This is a genomic window from Mycobacterium cajalii (assembly GCF_045809005.2).
Taxonomy (GTDB): Bacteria; Actinomycetota; Actinomycetes; order Mycobacteriales; family Mycobacteriaceae; genus Mycobacterium.
The window spans coordinates 128,215-143,529 of the sequence record NZ_CM141436.1 but is presented as its reverse complement, the minus strand read 5'-3'; the positions used below and the strand labels follow the sequence as shown (position 1 = coordinate 143,529).

Sequence of the window (15,315 nt, the reverse complement as noted above, 5' to 3'; positions counted from 1 at the left end):
CGGGAGGATCACCGGATGCCAACCGATCTCACCCGGGTCGACCCGCCGCGCCGCCGCAGCGAGCGGTCGCGCACCGCGATCGTCACCGCCACCCGGGAGCTGTTGATGGAGCGCGGGTTCGACGGCCTGACCATCGAGGCGGTCGCGGCCCGGGCCGGGGTGGGCAAGCAGACCATCTACCGCTGGTGGCCCAGCCGTCCCGCGCTGGTCGCCGACGTCGTCCTCGAAGACGCCGACCGGATCCTGGGATCTGTCGACCACACCCCCGACCTGGCCGCCGACCTCGTGGGGTGGGTGCGCAAGCTCGCCGCGGCCCTGACCACGGCCCGCGGCTCGGCGATGCTGCGCATCCTGACCGTCGCGTGCATGGAACACGAGGACACCGCCGTCAAGCTGCGGGCCGGCTTCAGCGCTCCGCTGCACGACAGCGTCCGGGCACGGCTGCTGGCACACGGCACCGACGAGGCGACTGCGGAGTCGGCCGCCGACGCCGTCGTCGGGGGCGTGGTGTATCCGATACTGTCTGACGCACAAGCGTATTCGTTGTCCCGGGCCGAGCTGACAACGCGCCTCATCGTCGGTGCGCTCGCGGGGGGGCGGGGCGCGTGCTGAGCGTGCTGCGGGGGGCGCCAAGCGGTGGCCCGGGGGTTTCCGATGCCCGCTCGAGCTGCGGGAATGCGGTACCTTCGTTCGGTCGGCGTGGCTCGTGCCGCAGCAGGTGTTCAGCGCACAGCCCGCGCCAGGTGTCGCGCAAAGTGGCCACCGCACCGTGACGCGCCCCGAGACCGCCGTTCGGACGCTGGAGAAGAACCAGGCTTGCGGCGATCGCCGCGGGCCACCGAGGCGGCATTTCCAGCGCGGCGGCGATCACCAACCCTCCCCATAGCGCGCCGACCGTCGTCGCGTGCGAATCGGGGCGCACCCGAATTCCAACCGCCGAATCCTCACAGCCGCGCAGGAAGCGGCCAACCGCGCGGGAATCCACGGGAATTTCACCGGCGCGGCGGGCCAGTTGCACGGCCAACGCGGTGGTCTCGACATCTGCACCCGGACGCGTCCAGCCGCCGCGGGGCTCGGCCGAGACGGCGAGCAGGTGGGCCACCTCCGTCGACTGGTCCGGGTCGAGTGCCAGCAGTTCAGCCAATCGCAGGAGACCCTGGATTGCGGCGCGCGTGTCCTGCGGTACGGCTCGTCTCGTTGTCAGCAACCGCTGAGCCCAGCCGGCCAGCCACGTCCGCGGTGAACGCAACGGTGCTGACCCGAGGAGTTCCAGTCCCCGCAGCGCTGCCCAGCCGATGGTCAGGCTGGGGTAGCCGCCCTCGTCGTTCTGCAGGTGCCGCAGCCATTGACCGGTCGCTTCGGGCGCGGGAGGCTCGACACCGAGCAGTAGCAACGACGCCAGCGCCGCCAACGTGTCCGGCGCGTTCGGTTCCTCGACGCCCCACTGCGGAGTGCGATAAAAGCAGAATCCGCCGGCAGGAGTCTGCCGTCTCAGTACGTAGTCGGCCGCCGCCCGGTGATCGAGCACCGCTGCGCCGGCGGGCCGACCACCATCCTTCCCGTGCGACGTCGACGGCCCGGGGTGCGGCGGCATGGCTACATCGAACGGCGGGCAGGCGGCGGGCGATAGGGTCCAATGTCACCGCCGCGCACCGAACGGCGTCGACGTCGGGCGCGGCTCCCGGTCACCAAAGGCGTCGCCCGACAGCCACTCTCGTCTTGCCGGTGCGGGCATTGTCAGGTTCCGCGAAACCGCCCGGGCCACCGGACCGTTTACCGATCCGCCACGCGGTTACCTTCGTCACCATGGGCATCGAGACCGGTTCGGGCACCGCGCGGGAGGTGCAACTCCGCCAGCTCTGCGCCGAGCCGCTCCAGGTAATCCACGCTGAGCTGTTCCGTGATCATCTCCAGCAGTTGCCGAAATCCCGGTGAGGCGAACGCTCCGGCGTGCTTGTCACACACACTGCGCAATTGACGGAGGTTGGTCGCGAGAAATTCAAGAGTCCGCACGGAGCGGCGCAGGATTGCCTGCGGGTCACGGGACATCAATCCCCCGAGAAACACTTTGCGCCGAACTTCGACACCGTCGACAGCGATGGCATACATTCGCTGCACCGCTTCCCGATTCGCCAGGCAGTCAGCCAGTACTTGCTGCCGATAGATGATGACGTCCGGGTCGGTGACAGCCGCGGGCACGACTCAGTGTCGCCGGGCGTGATCCGTTCCGCGGTTGTGATGACCTCGCCGATATCGGCCCCTCCGAAGGAGGTGTATCCGACCGCACGCAACGTCTCGAACGAGAACGATTCGTCGGTGTCGAACATGAATCGCATGATCAATTCCTTATTACCGCAAGCTAACTTGCAATAGCACGTCGTGTAGCTGTACGCGAAATGACATCACCCTAACGGCGAGGTCCGTGAACCGATCTTGTCAGTGGTTTCCAACGGCACCCTTGTGCCGTTAAGGAACAAGCTCAAGAGGCTGAACCAGCCGATCGTCGCGATGTACTTGCGTGTGGCGGTGACCCCGAACGCATCGAGTAGAGATTGGAGCACATGATCGGTGAGGGTGCCCGAAACAAGGAGTTCATCTGTGGCGGCGATCAAGAGCTTGTAATCGGCGCTGAGGCCGTCATCCGTGGGTTCCCCAGCGACCGCGCCAATCTCGGCATCGGTGAGTCCGGCGTTTTTGGCCATCTGCTCGTTGGCCTGCCACTCATAGGGACAGTTCAGCACGGATGCAGCACGCAAGATGATGACTTCCCGATGTTTGGCGTCAATATCCGGTTCATTGAAGACGGCCTGCACCATACCGATAAGGGCAGGGAACATGTCGCCGGTGCCACTCATCATCTTCATGACGTTGAGCGCGGTATCGGGGTTGTACGCATCGCCGAGCAGCGCCGTCAACTCGGCATCATCGGGAAGCGGAACCACCACGGCCGCGTTGTAAGGGCTTGGCTTCGCCATTTGCGTTTACCTCCTGGTGCTCGTCAACCGATCTGTACGGTTGTAACGGTGTGTCTGATAGACAATGTTGTCCGCAGCAAGCCACGGCATCCCATCGCAATGCATAAGAAGCGGTCAATCCTTCGTCGGTTGAGTCATTCTCCCGCCCAGGGGTCTCGCCGGGTGCTGTCCTGGGTGGGGTTGTTGGCGACGGGCTGTTGCGTGGTTGCTCTCCTCGTCGAGCGACGTATTCGACGGTGCGCAGGTAGTCGACGACCGCGGCGGCAACCGCGTCGGGCTGTTCGGGAAACAGAGCATGGCTGGCGTCGTCGATGACGGTGGTGGTAACCCGGTCGCCGTAACGGGCACGCAAGTCACCCCATTCGTCGCGCTGGTGAAATGGGTCGCAGGCCGCGATGATCTCAAACACCGGTGCGTTCCCAGCTCCCCAATAGCGCGCGACGTCGGTGCGTTGCACGCAGTCCACTTGCATGGCAAGCGTTTCGGGATACCAGCCGACCAGCCAGGGTGTGGGGTCGTGGCCGGGAGCGAAGAACGCCAGCCGCAGCGCCGCCATGCGGATTGCCTCGGGCAGGGTGAGGTCGCCTGCGCGCATCGGTGCTGAATTGATTTGTGGGTCAACGGTTTTCCCGGACGCAGCCGCCAGGATCAGCCCGGCCACGCTATCGGGATGGTGTACGGCTGTCGCGCGGGCCACGCCGTTTCCGAACGCATGCCCGAGAATGACCGCAGGCCCGTCGGCCAAGTTGTCGATCACGTTGGGCCATGTCGGCGAAGGTCACACCGCTCATCGGTCCCGAAGACCCGGCGACGCCGCGCGGCTCGGGGCGCAGCACCCGGTAGCCGGCGGCGACGAGCGCAGCAGCCAACGGGTCGAAGTCAGGTCCGGCATCGCGCCCGTAGGAGGGGATGACGAGGACGGCCGGTCCGTTTCCCTCGACGCGGGTGTCGATCGACGCCTGCCCGGTCCTGACGATGCGCCGAGTCACGCGGTCGCCTCGCTCGTCAGCGCGGCGGTGTAGTCCAATTGGACGCGCAGTACAGCGGCGCGCCGAACGACTCCATCCGGTGGGGCGGTGGTGCCGCCATCAGTCGTGACGTAGGCGACCCGGCCGGGCTCGCCGCCTGCTCGGCCCCAGGCCGCACCAGACGGCCCGATCAAGGTGTCGTCGAACGGGTCGCCGGCGATGTGACGGACCTCACTGCCGCGCCTCGGCTCCAACGGCGCCCGCTCGATCGTGTTGGCGCGGTGCCTGGTGATGTAGGCGAACCCGGCGTGTTCGTCGACGCAGAAGTCATCGGCGTTATCGATCGCTGCGACGAATTCCGCTGAGCCGACCGGGTTTTGTGTCGACGGGTCGACCGCCACGCGCATGAACACTTTCTGCGCGGTCGAGGTGTAGTAAAGGTAGCCGGTGCGTGGGCTGTACCTCACGCCGTTGACGCCCGGCTGCGGTGGCGGCGGTAGGTCGCTGTCGGGGTCGAAGGCCATCGTGTCGTGGGCGAGCCACACCCGAGCGGTGCCGTGTCGAGCATCCTGGGTGAGATCGACCCGCCAGATCAGCCCGGCGAAACAGTCGGCGACCGCCAGCACTCCGGGCGCAAGGAGGCAGCTGCCGTTGAGTGCGCGGGCTCGTTCGTCGAAGGTGCAGATGATCTCTGGTGTCACCGGTTGTCGGGGTGCCCAGCCGGTGAGATCGACTCGTGCCAAATGCGATTCGCCAGTGGTGTAGCCCTCGGTGAGACTGACGACGAAGACCTCCGGTGCGACCTCGACGATCCCGGTGATCGGGTGATCGAAGGTGTGCACCAGGACGGGCTCGACCAGCGTGCCGTGCCGGGCTGGTGGCACCCACCACAGCTCGCGCTGCAGGACGGCGGTGACCAACAATGAGCCATCGGCGCGCACGGCGAGATTCTCCAGGAAGTAACCCCGGGGGAAATGGGCCACCGGGGCAAGGGTCACGGCGGGCAGGGGCGGAAGGGACATGGTCGTTCTCCATGAGGATGGCGCCGGGCGGGCGCGACGGTCACTGCGAGTGCCGGCCGGGGGCCGGGATCGCGAAGGCATTGAGGATGCCGCAGACGGTGTGGTAGATCCCGGTTAATGCCGTGATGTCGAAGACCCCGGCGGAGCCGAACCGTTGCACCGCTTGGTTATAGAGCGCTTCGTCGACCTGATGGGCGGTGGACAGTGCCCGGGCCAGGCGGTGGGCCGTCCGTTGGTCCTCGGGGAGCGCCTGAGGTTCGCGGCCGGCGACCAGTTCGGCGATGACAGGTTCTGGGAGTCCGGCGTGACGGGCCACCGCGGAGTGCGCGTACAGCTCATACGGGGCATCCCATACCGCGCCGACGGTCAGGATGACGACCTGTCGGGTGCGCTCGTCGAGCGAGGTGCATTGCTGTTCGGCTGCTTGCAGTTTGAGGAAGGCGGCGGCAAGCCCGGGGTTGAGCAGGCACGGATTGAACGGCCCGATCAGCCGCCCGTCTGTGGTGCTCGCCATAAATCCACTGCGCTGGGCCCACGGCACGGCGGTGGCCGTGATGTCGTCGAACAACTCTCGCGCCGGGTCGTCGAGAGCGTTCCGATCGGCCAGGGCCAGGCGACCGCCGAGAACGTCAGCATCGCTCACTGGTCGAGTCCCCGCGCGTTGGCCGGGACATCGAAGGCGCCCAGCGTCATGCACACCATGGTGAACCAGCCCAGCAGCACCGCGACATCGACGATGCCTGCCTCACCTAACCTCGATTTTTCGCGCGGCTTGACCGGGGCGGGCTGACCCAGCTGGGGCGGGCTGGTGATGTTGATTGTGGCGTGTGGGTGTGACCGTTCGCCCGGTGTCGCTCGGTGGCGGGCTTTCCAGGGCCGGGATGGTCTTTCATGTGGTTGGGCCAGGGGGAAGCGGTTAGCCAAAGGCGGCGCGGATTTGGGTCCAGGCCGCGGCGATAGCGTGTGCCCAGCGCCAGCTGGCGTCGATACGCAGCCGGGTTTGTCGGGCGCTGCAGGTGATGCGGGCGGCCACATGCAGGACGCGGTAGCGGAATGTCGCTATTTCGCAGCGCGCTAACTCGGGGTGGTCGGTGAAGCCGATGAGTTTGGCCCAGGCGATCAGATCGGTTGCTGCCATGATGATTTCGAGCCAGGCGGAATTGGCGTCGAAGGCGTTGAACGGCAAGTTGCGCAGGCCGGTGGCTTTGGCTTGACGGATCCGGTCTTCGACGCGGGCGTGTTGGCGATGCCGCAGTTCCAGCCCGGCGAGCTGACCGAGCACCACACCGTCGGGGGTGTCGGTGAGAAAACCGGTAATGCGGTGTCCCTCGGAGTCGGTGAACCGCAGCTGCGCACCCGGATGCGGGCGTTCCTTACGCAGGATCAACCGGGTACCGCTCGGCCATTTGGACAAGTCCACCAGCTCGGTGGCTTCGGCGACCCAGGCGCCCTCTCGGATGCCGCCGCCGGAATCGATCGCTGGATACCAGCCATCGGCGCTGTGGAGCACCTCGACCGCGTCGCGGATCGGCGCGTCGATTGCTGCTCCCAGGGAAAACCCCACCCCTGATTTGCGGCAGACGGCCGCAAACCCGTAGGTGGCGCCGGCCGAGTCCGAGCGGATCAGCACCTTGGGGGCATCCGGATTGTCCGGGTCGGGGCGGTATTGCGCCGGCAGCGACGCCAACGCCTGCTCAAGCACGCTGATGTGATCGGCGGTGGTATTGCTTCCGGCGTTGCCCTTGCGTAACAGCCCGGCCAGCGCCTCCCCGGCGGCGATGTCGGGGCGGTCCAAAAACACCAGCAGCGGGTGAAACCCGAACGTCTTTTTCCAGGTCGCCGCGGCGTTTTCTTTGTGATCGGAATGATCGACGGTGATGGTCGCATCGACATCCAGATGCAGCCAACCATCACGGTCGGGGGCAGCACCGGCGGCCCAGGCCTGTTGGCGGGCATGGGCACGGGCGGCCCGGATCCGCGGTAGGTGAACGGCGTCGATGCGCTCATCGACCAACCGCCACAGCGTGGTTGTCGAGGCGACCTGACCGAACACGTGCTCACGATCCCCCCACAACTGGCCAACCCCATCGACACAATCAGCACCGTCGGCCACCGCGGCGGCCAGATCGGCGAACACATCCCCGGGCGCATGAATCCACGGCCCTTGGTAGGTGTCGGCCAACGCGGCTGTGACCTGCGAGGACAGCCCGGTCGAATCAGCGATCTCACGCAACATGCCCACCCCGGCGTGCGACACCACGCCATGGCCGTCCGCCGACACTTTGAACCGAGAAACCGCTGCGCTACCCTTCACCTAGAAAGTGCCCTCCCGCTCGGAATGATGGACCTTCAGCAGTCTTATTATCCCTTGCAGGACAGGCACTTTCGCTAAATCAGCAGCGTGTCACGCCAACTCGCGCGCAAAATCCAGGCTAACAGATCATGAGCGCGTCGGTAAAGCCCTGTCGGTACCACCCGTTGCGCGCTCAGTGCCGACGCCAGCTCGTAGACCACCTGCTCTCGCGGGTCATCGAATGACGTCGCAAGCCCAGCGATGAGCGCTTGGACCTGCCGCGCCTCGAGGTGGCCGTCGCGCTCGGCGATGATCTCGTGTTCGTAGGTGGCGTAAGCGCTGCGCCATCGTGCGGTGATCAGAACGGTGACGATTTCGATCTCGGCCTTGCTCAGCGTGGAGTCGTGCTGAAAATAGGCGCCGGTCGGCACGATCGTCGTGGACAGGGCCGGGTTGGCCAGCCAGATCTTGTGCGGGCCGGGCACCAGTCCCCGCAGTTTGCGGGTGAACTCATAGGCCTGCTTCATGGCCGGTGGCATCTCGTCGACTGGTGTTTCCACGAATCGGCCGAACGTGCCGAAGTCGGTGTCGGTGTCGGTACTCATAAGCCGTCATCTCCTCACCATCCGAGAGATATCCGCGAGCGAACGTTCACTTTTTATAGTATCCCTCGCCCTGAGTTGTCAAACGCGAACGCTCATGTTTTTTGTGCTACGGTGACTTGGTGCCGAAGGTGACCCAGCAATACCGTGCCGAGCGCCGCGCTCAGGTGATTGCGGCTGCGCGGCGCTGTTTCGTTCGCGACGGATTCCACGCCGCCTCCATGCAGGACCTCGTCGAAGAGGCCGGCATGTCCTCCGGCGCGGTTTACCGCTACTTCCCCAGCAAGGACGCGGTGATCGAGGCGATCGCCGCCGAGAACCTCGCACAGGTCGTCACGGTGTTGGAACAGGCCATCGAGGATGGCGCGAGCCCCCCGGCGGCGATCGCCACGGTGCTCGAGTTCGTCACCAGACGCCATACAGAGGACGGGTTCGCGGCGATAGCCCTGCTGGTGTGGTCAGAAGCCCTGCGCAACCCCACGCTGGCCGCACACCTGCGCGACGCCACTGCGAACGCCCTCGCCGCGTTGGGCGACCCGAAACCGGGACGTGGGAGGCATGGTTCACTCGACCCGACCGCCCTTGCCGACCTCTTGCTGTGTGTGCTGCCCGGGTATCTCATGCGGCTGGCCCTCGGCGGTCCCGAGGCCATCGAGAACGTCCCGGCCGCCGTCGAGAAAGTGTTTTCCGTCTCGGCATCGAAGCCCAAGTCGGCGTAATTCCCTAATCGGCAGCATGTTTGGTGAACACTGTTCGTCTTTTGGCGTCACCACCATGGATAAGCCATCAAATCGTCAATGCCACAACGGAATCAGTGCAGTCTGGGATTTTTGCGGTGTACTTGGTAAGGCCGCCGTGCAATTCGAACCGAGGCATGAGCGCGACAGCATTCACCGACGCGCACACCTAGCCCGCGGCGGTCGGGCACCAGGACGGTGCACTGGGCGCAAAGCGCTCGCGCAGCCGGTCGTAGTGTTGGGCGACACCAACCACTGGCACAGCTGATTCGGCATTGACTGCAGGGTAGACTTCGACCTTCGAGCAGTTCGCAGCGGTCGATATCAGGGTGGGCCGTGTGATCGAAGTCGACGACTTCCCAGAAGCGCGGCGCCCCGCTTGGAAGCTGCGTATCGATTTCGGTCCCGAGATCGGGCTCAAGCGGTCCTCAGCACAGATTGCGAACTACTCTCGCGATGAACTGCTCAATCGAATGGTCCTTGGCGTCGTGAACTTTCCGCCGCGCCAAGTAGGTCCCGTGCGCTCGGAGGTCCTGGTGCTTGGTACCTACTCTGACGGACGGGGGCTCTTGATCAATCCCGCACCGGGCGCAGCGCGTGGGTTGAGCCGCTCAGATTTTCCACTGCAATAAACACCACCCTTTGCCGAAGCGGCGCAGGGCACTGAGGCACTGACATAGCCGGGCTACACAACCTTCCACGTGCCTCACGTATCGGACACATAAATACGCTGAACAACAAGCACTTTCGAAAAAACGAGTACAGATAGCCTACGCGACGTGATACGCAGCGACCCGGGTCAGCGCGGATCCGGACGATGCGCCATGGGCAACCCGAACGGCAGGTCGGACACGCTCGCCGTTATCTCAAGCAGGCGGTTGTACTTGGCGACGCGTTCTCCGCGTGCAGGGGCGCCCGATTTGATCTGGCCGCAACCCGCCGCGACGGCGAGATCCGCGATGAAGGAATCGGTGGTTTCCCCTGATCGGTGCGAAATCATCGCGCCGTAGCCCGCCTCCCGGCACACGGCCAGTGCCTCAAGGGTTTCCGAAACGGTACCGATCTGGTTGACCTTGATCAGGGCGGCGTTGCCGATGCCGGCGCGGACCGCCGAAGCGATCAGGTCGGGATTGGTCACCAGATTGTCGTCCCCGACCAGTTGGACTCTGTCACCCAGCTTCTCGGTCAGCTTTCGCCAACCCGCCGTGTCGTGTTCGTCCATCCCGTCTTCGATACTCCAGACCGGAAACTTCTGAACAATATTGGTGTAACGCTCGATGAGGTCGTCGCTGGACAGAGTTTCGCCGTTGACCCGGTAAAAGCCGTCCCGGTGGAAGCCGTTGGCCGCGGGGTCCAGCGCGATGGCGACGCCCGCGGTCCCGGTGACATAGCCGGCGTCAACGATCGCCTGCACGAGAAGGGCCAAAACATCTTCCGGACAGCCGATCTCAGGCGCGAAGCCACCCTCGTCGCCTAACCCGGTCGCCAGGTTGCGCTCGGCCAACACCGACCGCAACCTGGCGTACACCTCGGCGCCGGCGCGGACCGCCTCCGGCAAGGACGGCGCCCCGATCGGTGCGATCATGAACTCCTGGAAATCCAGGGGATTGCGCGCGTGGGCTCCACCATTGACCACGTTGAAGTGCGGCACCGGCAGCCGCGCCTGCACACCGGCGGGAGTCAGCCACTGCCACAGCGGTCGTCCGGACTGGCGCGCGAACGCCCGGGCAGCAACCATGGAGACGCCGACAATCGCATTGGCACCCAATCGAGACTTATCGGGTGTGCCATCCAGCTGCCGCAGCGCCGAATCGACGTCCTCCAGAGCGGTGAACGGGCGACTGGTCAACGACTCCGCTATCGGCCCGTTGACGTATGCCACGGCGCGGCGCACACCCATACCGTCGTAACGCTTGTCACCGTCGCGCAACTCGACGGCCTCGCGGCTGCCGGTCGACGCACCAGCGGGTACGCCCGAGCGAAGCCGGCTACCATCCCCCAGCGTTGCCGACACGGCCAGCGTGGGGCGGCCGCGAGAATCGAGGATCTCGATTGCAGATACCGACGAAAATTGGATCGTCACGTTGCGTCCTCCGCGTCACATTGGGATTTCCATGTTGGTCAGTCCGGCATCGATGTATTGAGTCGCAGGGACCGTTGGCCGCCGATGTATGACGGACGATTATGGCGAGCCCCACCGCCATGGCCAGTGAGCAGCCTATCGCATAGGGCCGCCGCGGGTAAGATATCCGCAAGGTCACGGGGCACTTGGACGGGGACAGGCGGGCATGTTGGTGACGGTATCGAAAACTGTTGCATAACAGGGCCTTAGGAGTCGTCGTGGATGAAGAGTGCCTGAAGCTGAGCACGTATCTGGCCGAACGCCGCCGCACCGACAACGGGTTCGTCTCGGATGTGCTGCTGGGCCTCTACCAGCGGCGCGGCGTCGCCAGCAGCGTGCTGTTGCGCGGGGTCGGCGGCTTCGGGACGGGCCGCCACTACCGCTCCGACCAGTCCCTGACGCTCTCGGAGGACCCGCCCGTGCTGATCACAGCGGTGGACAGTAGGCCGGTCATCGAAGGACTGCTCGACGACGTGCTCGCCGTCCAACAACGCGGGCTGGTCACCCTCGAACGTGCGCGGCTGCTGCGCGGGGAAATCGGCGCGCTCGAACTCGGCGACGGGCTCCACGAAGCCGTCAAATTAACGATCTACCTGGGCCGCAAGGAGCGCGTCTACGGAGTTCCCGCCTACATCGCGATCTGCGACCTGATGCATCGGCGCCACATCGCCGGCGCCTCGGTGTTCCTGGGCGTCGACGGCGTCGCGCACGGGCAACGGCGGCGCGCGCGGTTCTTCGCCGTCAACGCCGACGTGCCCCTGATGGTCGTGGTGGTGGGGTCCGGCGAGCTCGTCGGCCGCGTGCTGCCCGAGCTCGGCGGCCTGCTCGAACAGCCGATGATCACGCTGGAGCGGGTGCGCGTGTGCAAGCGGGACGGGGCGTTACTGGAACCGCCGCACGCCCTGCCGAAAGCCGACGAGCACGGCCTGCCGCTGTGGCAGAAGCTGTCGGTGTACACCTCCGAGTCGGCGCGCCGCGGCGGCGTGCCGATCCACCGCGCGCTGGTGCAGCGGCTCTGGCGGCGCAAGACGCCCGACGGCGCGACGGTTTTGCGCGGTATCTGGGGCTTTCACGGCGATCACCCGCCGCACGGCGACAAGGTGCTCACCCTGGGCCGCCGCGTCCCCGTCGTCACCACCATCATCGACACCCCGGCCAACATCGCCGAGTCGTTCGAGGTGGTCGACGAACTGACCCGCGAGGACGGGCTGGTGACCAGCGAGATGGTGCCCGCGTTGGTCTCCGACGAGCGCGACGCACGCCAGGGCCGGCCGCCGATGGCCGACCACCGCTACTGAGCCCGCCGGCTCAGCCGGCGACCGAGGCGTCGTAGATCGACTGGATCGCCTTGTCCAGCGTGGCGTTGAACTGCTCGTCGGTCTGGTCGGCGGAAAGCCCCTCGGTCAGCGCGCGGCTGAAGCTGGCGATCAGGCCCGTGTTCTTGGCGAGCAGCTCGTTGGCCTCCTCGCGGGAGTAGCCGCCGGAAAGCGCCACCACCCGCATCACCTTCGGGTGTTCGATCAGGGGCCGGTAGTAGTTCACCTCGCTGGGCAGGCTGAGCTTGATCATCACGCGCTGCCCGTCGGGCACGGTGTCGAGCTGCTTGGTGATCTCCTCGCGCAGGATCGCCTCGGCCTCCGCCTTGTCCGGGATGGAGATCGTGACCTCGGGTTCCAGGATCGGCACCAGCCCGTGGCGCAGCACCTGGTGGCCCACCTCGAACTGCTGGGCGACCGCCGCGGCGATGCCGTCGCGGTTGGCGCCGCCGATCACCGAACGCTCCTTGGTGCCGAAGACGCCCTTGCCGACGGCGCGCTCCAGCAACTCGTCCAGACCGGGCATCGGCTTCATCAGCTGGACGCCGTCGGACGCCTCGGCCAGCCCCTTGTCGATCTTGAGGATGGGCACCACGCCCTTGGTCTCCCACAGGTAGGTGGTCGACGGCCTGCCCTCGATGTCGCGGTCCATGGTCTGTTCGAACAGGATCGCCGCCAGCACCCGGTCTCCGGTGAAGGCGGGTGAGGTGATGATGCGGGACCGCATCTCGTGGATGAGGTCGAACATCTCCTTCTCGGAGGAGTACGCGTCGTCGGAGATGCCGTATTGGCGCAGCGCCTTCGGGGTCGATCCACCGCTTTGGTCGAGCGCCGCGATGAACCCCTTGCCCGACGTCATCCGGTCCGCTTGCTTCTCGTTCGGCATGGAACTCTCCACTCCCTCGTGGTCCCCTGTGATCGCGGCGCAGCTTGAGCCTGGCCCGATCATATTCGGGTCGGTGGACGCCGGGAACAGCCCGGTCATGGTGCGGGCGTCAGCAGCCGCCGGATGCGCTCGGCGCGGCCGGCCCCCGACGGGCTCGGCGGTTTCCTCGGGCAAGGCGCGGGGCGCGTCGCTGCGGGCGGTGCCGCCGTCGATCCCCGAATTGCAGGGAGCCAGGTCGAGACGCCAGTTCTGCAGTGGCCCACCGCAACTCCACCCCGCCGGGCCGGCGACGTGCCGGCCGGTGAACGACTGGTCCGCCGCGTCCGTTCCCACTATTGGCCTTTCGAGTAGCTGCCATTGGGATCTTGCGTGGCGCAACGCATCCCGTAACATCGGCGGCATGGAACCGAGCCGCCGGTGGGGCGATGACCGCGCGATCCTCGACGACGAGGAGGCCCGCCGGCGCATCCTGGACGCCGCGGGACGCTGCATCGTCCGCCGGGGCAACACCCAGTTCCGGATGGGCGAGGTGGCCGACGAGGCGGGGGTGTCGCGCTCGACCGTGTACCGCTACTTTCCCGGCCGCGACGACGTCCTGCTGGGCATGCTGCTGATGCGCGTCGACGGTGCGCTCGGGGAGCTGGTCCGCTCGCTGCCCGCCCCGGAGGATCCGGGCCGGTCGCTGCCCGAGATGGTCCTGGCCCGCGTCGAGTCGGTGGCGGGCAATCCGCTGAACGAGGCGCTGTTCGCCGCCGAGAGCACCGCCGTGTCCAGCGCCCTGGAGAAGGGCTCGGAACCCCTCGTGGAGTTGCTGCTGCGGCACTATGGGCCGTTGCTAAAGCGGTGGAAGGCGGCGGGCCGTCTCTACGACGACCTCGATCCCCGCTCGGTCGTCCAGTGGTTGCACACCACGACGCTGTTCTTGCTGGCACCGTCGTGGCGCTATCGCCCCGTGGCCGACAAGCGCCAGTTCGTCGAGCAGTTCGTGGTGCGCGCCCTGGTGCCACCAATCAGACAATAATTTTATATTGTCTGATGTCGAGACGCTGAGCTATTTTTGTCCGAGGAGCGTTGCGCCGGGCCCGGCGGCCGCCGGGCCCGGTGTTCGTGACCAGAATGGACGGACATGAAAACTGCTGCAGCACAAGCGGTCTCCGTCGTCGGGCTGGGCGCCCACCTGGCCCGCGGGCTCGGCCGGGTGAGCAACGACGCGATCGTGGGCGGCCGGGCGGGCCTTTCCCGCACGGTCGACGACATCGACGCCACGGTGCTGTCCAGGGTCACGGGGGCCACCGTGAGGTCGGTGCGCGTCCTGAGCAGCGACGCGGGGACGTCGTCGCGGGCCCGGCTGGTGCTGACCGGCACGGACGTTCCCGAATCGGTATTCGTCAAGATCGGCGCGAAGTCAGCTGCCACCCGGCTGATGGGGGAACTGGGCCGCCTCGGGCACACCGAGGTGCGCTTCTACCGCGAACTCGCACCGCAGGTCAACGGCGTGCCGTATTGCTATGGCGCCGCCTTCGACGGCTGGACGGGCCGGTATCTGCTGGTTCTGGAGGACCTGCCCGCCGAGGCGTGCGAGTTTCCCGACACGTTGCACCCGATCTCCACCGACCAGGCGGCCCTGATCGTCGACCTGCTGGCCGACCTGCACGCCACCTTCTGGAACCGCCTGCCCCGCGACGGGCGCGGCCCGCTGGGGTGGCTCTACACCCCGTCGGGCGACGTGACCTCGTTGTTGACCGGGTCCCTGATGAACGCCTCGATGCAGCGCCTCGCCGGGCGCACCGACATCCCCGTCGAGCGGGGCCGGTTCATCGCCGACAACTACCGCGCCGTGGCGGCGCTGATCGACACCCCGCCGCACACGGTCATGCACGGCGACGCACACCCGGGCAACATGTACTTTCACGGCGGCAAGGCGGGGCTGCTGGACTGGCAGGCGGTGCGGCGCGGACACCCCGGCCGCGAACTCGCCTACACCCTGATCACCAGCCTGACACCGGAAGACCGGCGCGCGGCCCAGCGCGACCTGCTCGACGACTACCGGCGCGGCCTGGCCGCAGCAGGCGGCCCCGGCCTCGACCGCGACGAATTGTGGCTGCGGTACCGCCAGGGTGCCCTGTACGCCTACGTCGCCCCGCTGATCACGGCCGGAATGGGCGGGATGCAGGCCGACGACATCGCGATGGAAGGCCTGCGCCGCGGTGTGGCGGCGCTGGAGGACCTGGAGACCGTCGCCGCGCTGCAGGCGTCGCTGTAGCCTCCGCTGCGCCCGGCAATCTCGTTGTGCCCCTTGATTTGTCGCCATAGGTCGGGCGGCCCGGCCCGCGGCGGCGGCCGTCACCCGCAGTCCATTGACTCGGCCCGGCTCCGGGAATATCGTCTGTAGTT

General features: G+C 66.6%; 16 protein-coding genes and 1 pseudogene. 7 read left to right on the top strand and 10 right to left on the bottom strand.

Features of this window, described 5'->3' with window-relative positions; translation table 11 throughout:
• Positions 1–15 precede the first annotated feature (15 nt).
• On the top strand, positions 16–612 hold the full coding sequence (locus tag ACJ512_RS00725; RefSeq protein ID WP_407687934.1) for a TetR/AcrR family transcriptional regulator: 597 nt from the start codon (positions 16–18) through the stop codon (positions 610–612).
• Here ACJ512_RS00725 and ACJ512_RS00720 read toward each other — a convergent pair.
• Positions 572–1,528 (bottom strand): hypothetical protein, encoded by a 957-nt coding sequence (locus ACJ512_RS00720; protein ID WP_461479936.1) that lies wholly within the window; start codon positions 1,526–1,528, stop codon positions 572–574. The genes ACJ512_RS00725 and ACJ512_RS00720 overlap by 41 nt on opposite strands.
• 278 nt (positions 1,529–1,806) lie before the next feature.
• Here ACJ512_RS00720 and ACJ512_RS00715 point away from each other — a divergent pair, with 278 nt between their 5' ends.
• Positions 1,807–1,935: a hypothetical protein gene (locus ACJ512_RS00715; RefSeq protein ID WP_461479935.1), complete on the top strand. Its 129-nt coding sequence runs from the start codon at positions 1,807–1,809 to the stop codon at positions 1,933–1,935.
• A 263-nt stretch (positions 1,936–2,198) separates the two neighbouring features.
• Here the strand turns inward: ACJ512_RS00715 and ACJ512_RS00710 are convergent.
• From ACJ512_RS00710 to ACJ512_RS00680, 7 genes and pseudogenes are all read right to left on the bottom strand, one after another.
• Positions 2,199–2,336 (bottom strand): annotated as a pseudogene (locus tag ACJ512_RS00710) (dipeptidyl aminopeptidase); the annotation flags it as partial.
• A 66-nt stretch (positions 2,337–2,402) separates the two neighbouring features.
• Positions 2,403–2,945, bottom strand: coding sequence for a carboxymuconolactone decarboxylase family protein (locus ACJ512_RS00705; protein WP_407687937.1), 543 nt, complete (start codon positions 2,943–2,945; stop codon positions 2,403–2,405).
• Positions 2,923–3,732 (bottom strand): alpha/beta fold hydrolase, encoded by an 810-nt coding sequence (locus tag ACJ512_RS00700; protein ID WP_407687938.1) that lies wholly within the window; start codon positions 3,730–3,732, stop codon positions 2,923–2,925. Before ACJ512_RS00700 ends, ACJ512_RS00705 begins: the two co-directional genes overlap by 23 nt.
• Positions 3,733–3,960: 228 nt before the next feature.
• Complete coding sequence (locus ACJ512_RS00695) at positions 3,961–4,965, bottom strand: hypothetical protein (protein ID WP_407687939.1); 1,005 nt, start codon at positions 4,963–4,965, stop codon at positions 3,961–3,963.
• 40 nt (positions 4,966–5,005) lie between these two features.
• Complete coding sequence (locus ACJ512_RS00690) at positions 5,006–5,608, bottom strand: carboxymuconolactone decarboxylase family protein (protein WP_407687940.1); 603 nt, start codon at positions 5,606–5,608, stop codon at positions 5,006–5,008.
• 273 nt (positions 5,609–5,881) lie between these two features.
• The gene (locus tag ACJ512_RS00685) at positions 5,882–7,279 is read right to left on the bottom strand and encodes an IS1380 family transposase (RefSeq protein ID WP_407689789.1); all 1,398 of its coding nucleotides are present in this window, start codon (positions 7,277–7,279) and stop codon (positions 5,882–5,884) included.
• 74 nt (positions 7,280–7,353) lie between these two features.
• Positions 7,354–7,863 (bottom strand): carboxymuconolactone decarboxylase family protein, encoded by a 510-nt coding sequence (locus tag ACJ512_RS00680; RefSeq protein ID WP_461479934.1) that lies wholly within the window; start codon positions 7,861–7,863, stop codon positions 7,354–7,356.
• Positions 7,864–7,982: 119 nt separating this feature from the next.
• On the opposite strand from ACJ512_RS00680, the gene ACJ512_RS00675 reads away from it, so the two are divergent.
• Entirely contained in the window at positions 7,983–8,579 is a 597-nt protein-coding gene (locus ACJ512_RS00675; RefSeq protein WP_246133441.1) for a TetR/AcrR family transcriptional regulator, read from the top strand.
• 356 nt (positions 8,580–8,935) lie between these two features.
• Positions 8,936–9,229: a tRNA-binding protein gene (locus ACJ512_RS00670; protein WP_461479933.1), complete on the top strand. Its 294-nt coding sequence runs from the start codon at positions 8,936–8,938 to the stop codon at positions 9,227–9,229.
• Between the two features lie 167 nt (positions 9,230–9,396).
• Here ACJ512_RS00670 and eno read toward each other — a convergent pair whose 3' ends face one another.
• Positions 9,397–10,680, bottom strand: a complete 1,284-nt coding sequence (gene eno / locus ACJ512_RS00665; protein ID WP_407687966.1) for a phosphopyruvate hydratase — start codon at positions 10,678–10,680, stop codon at positions 9,397–9,399.
• A gap of 257 nt (positions 10,681–10,937) precedes the next feature.
• Here eno and ACJ512_RS00660 point away from each other — a divergent pair, with 257 nt between their 5' ends.
• Entirely contained in the window at positions 10,938–12,017 is a 1,080-nt protein-coding gene (locus ACJ512_RS00660) for a DUF190 domain-containing protein (RefSeq protein WP_407687967.1), read from the top strand.
• Between the two features lie 10 nt (positions 12,018–12,027).
• Here ACJ512_RS00660 and ACJ512_RS00655 read toward each other — a convergent pair whose 3' ends face one another.
• Positions 12,028–12,921 carry a fructose bisphosphate aldolase gene (locus ACJ512_RS00655; protein WP_407687985.1) on the bottom strand — a complete coding sequence of 298 codons (894 nt, stop codon included), beginning with the start codon at positions 12,919–12,921 and terminating at the stop codon, positions 12,028–12,030.
• A 400-nt stretch (positions 12,922–13,321) separates the two neighbouring features.
• On the opposite strand from ACJ512_RS00655, the gene ACJ512_RS00650 reads away from it, so the two are divergent.
• Positions 13,322–13,942, top strand: a complete 621-nt coding sequence (locus ACJ512_RS00650) for a TetR/AcrR family transcriptional regulator (RefSeq protein ID WP_407687968.1) — start codon at positions 13,322–13,324, stop codon at positions 13,940–13,942.
• 105 nt (positions 13,943–14,047) lie between these two features.
• Positions 14,048–15,184 carry a phosphotransferase gene (locus ACJ512_RS00645; protein WP_407687969.1) on the top strand — a complete coding sequence of 379 codons (1,137 nt, stop codon included), beginning with the start codon at positions 14,048–14,050 and terminating at the stop codon, positions 15,182–15,184.
• Positions 15,185–15,315: the final 131 nt, after the last annotated feature.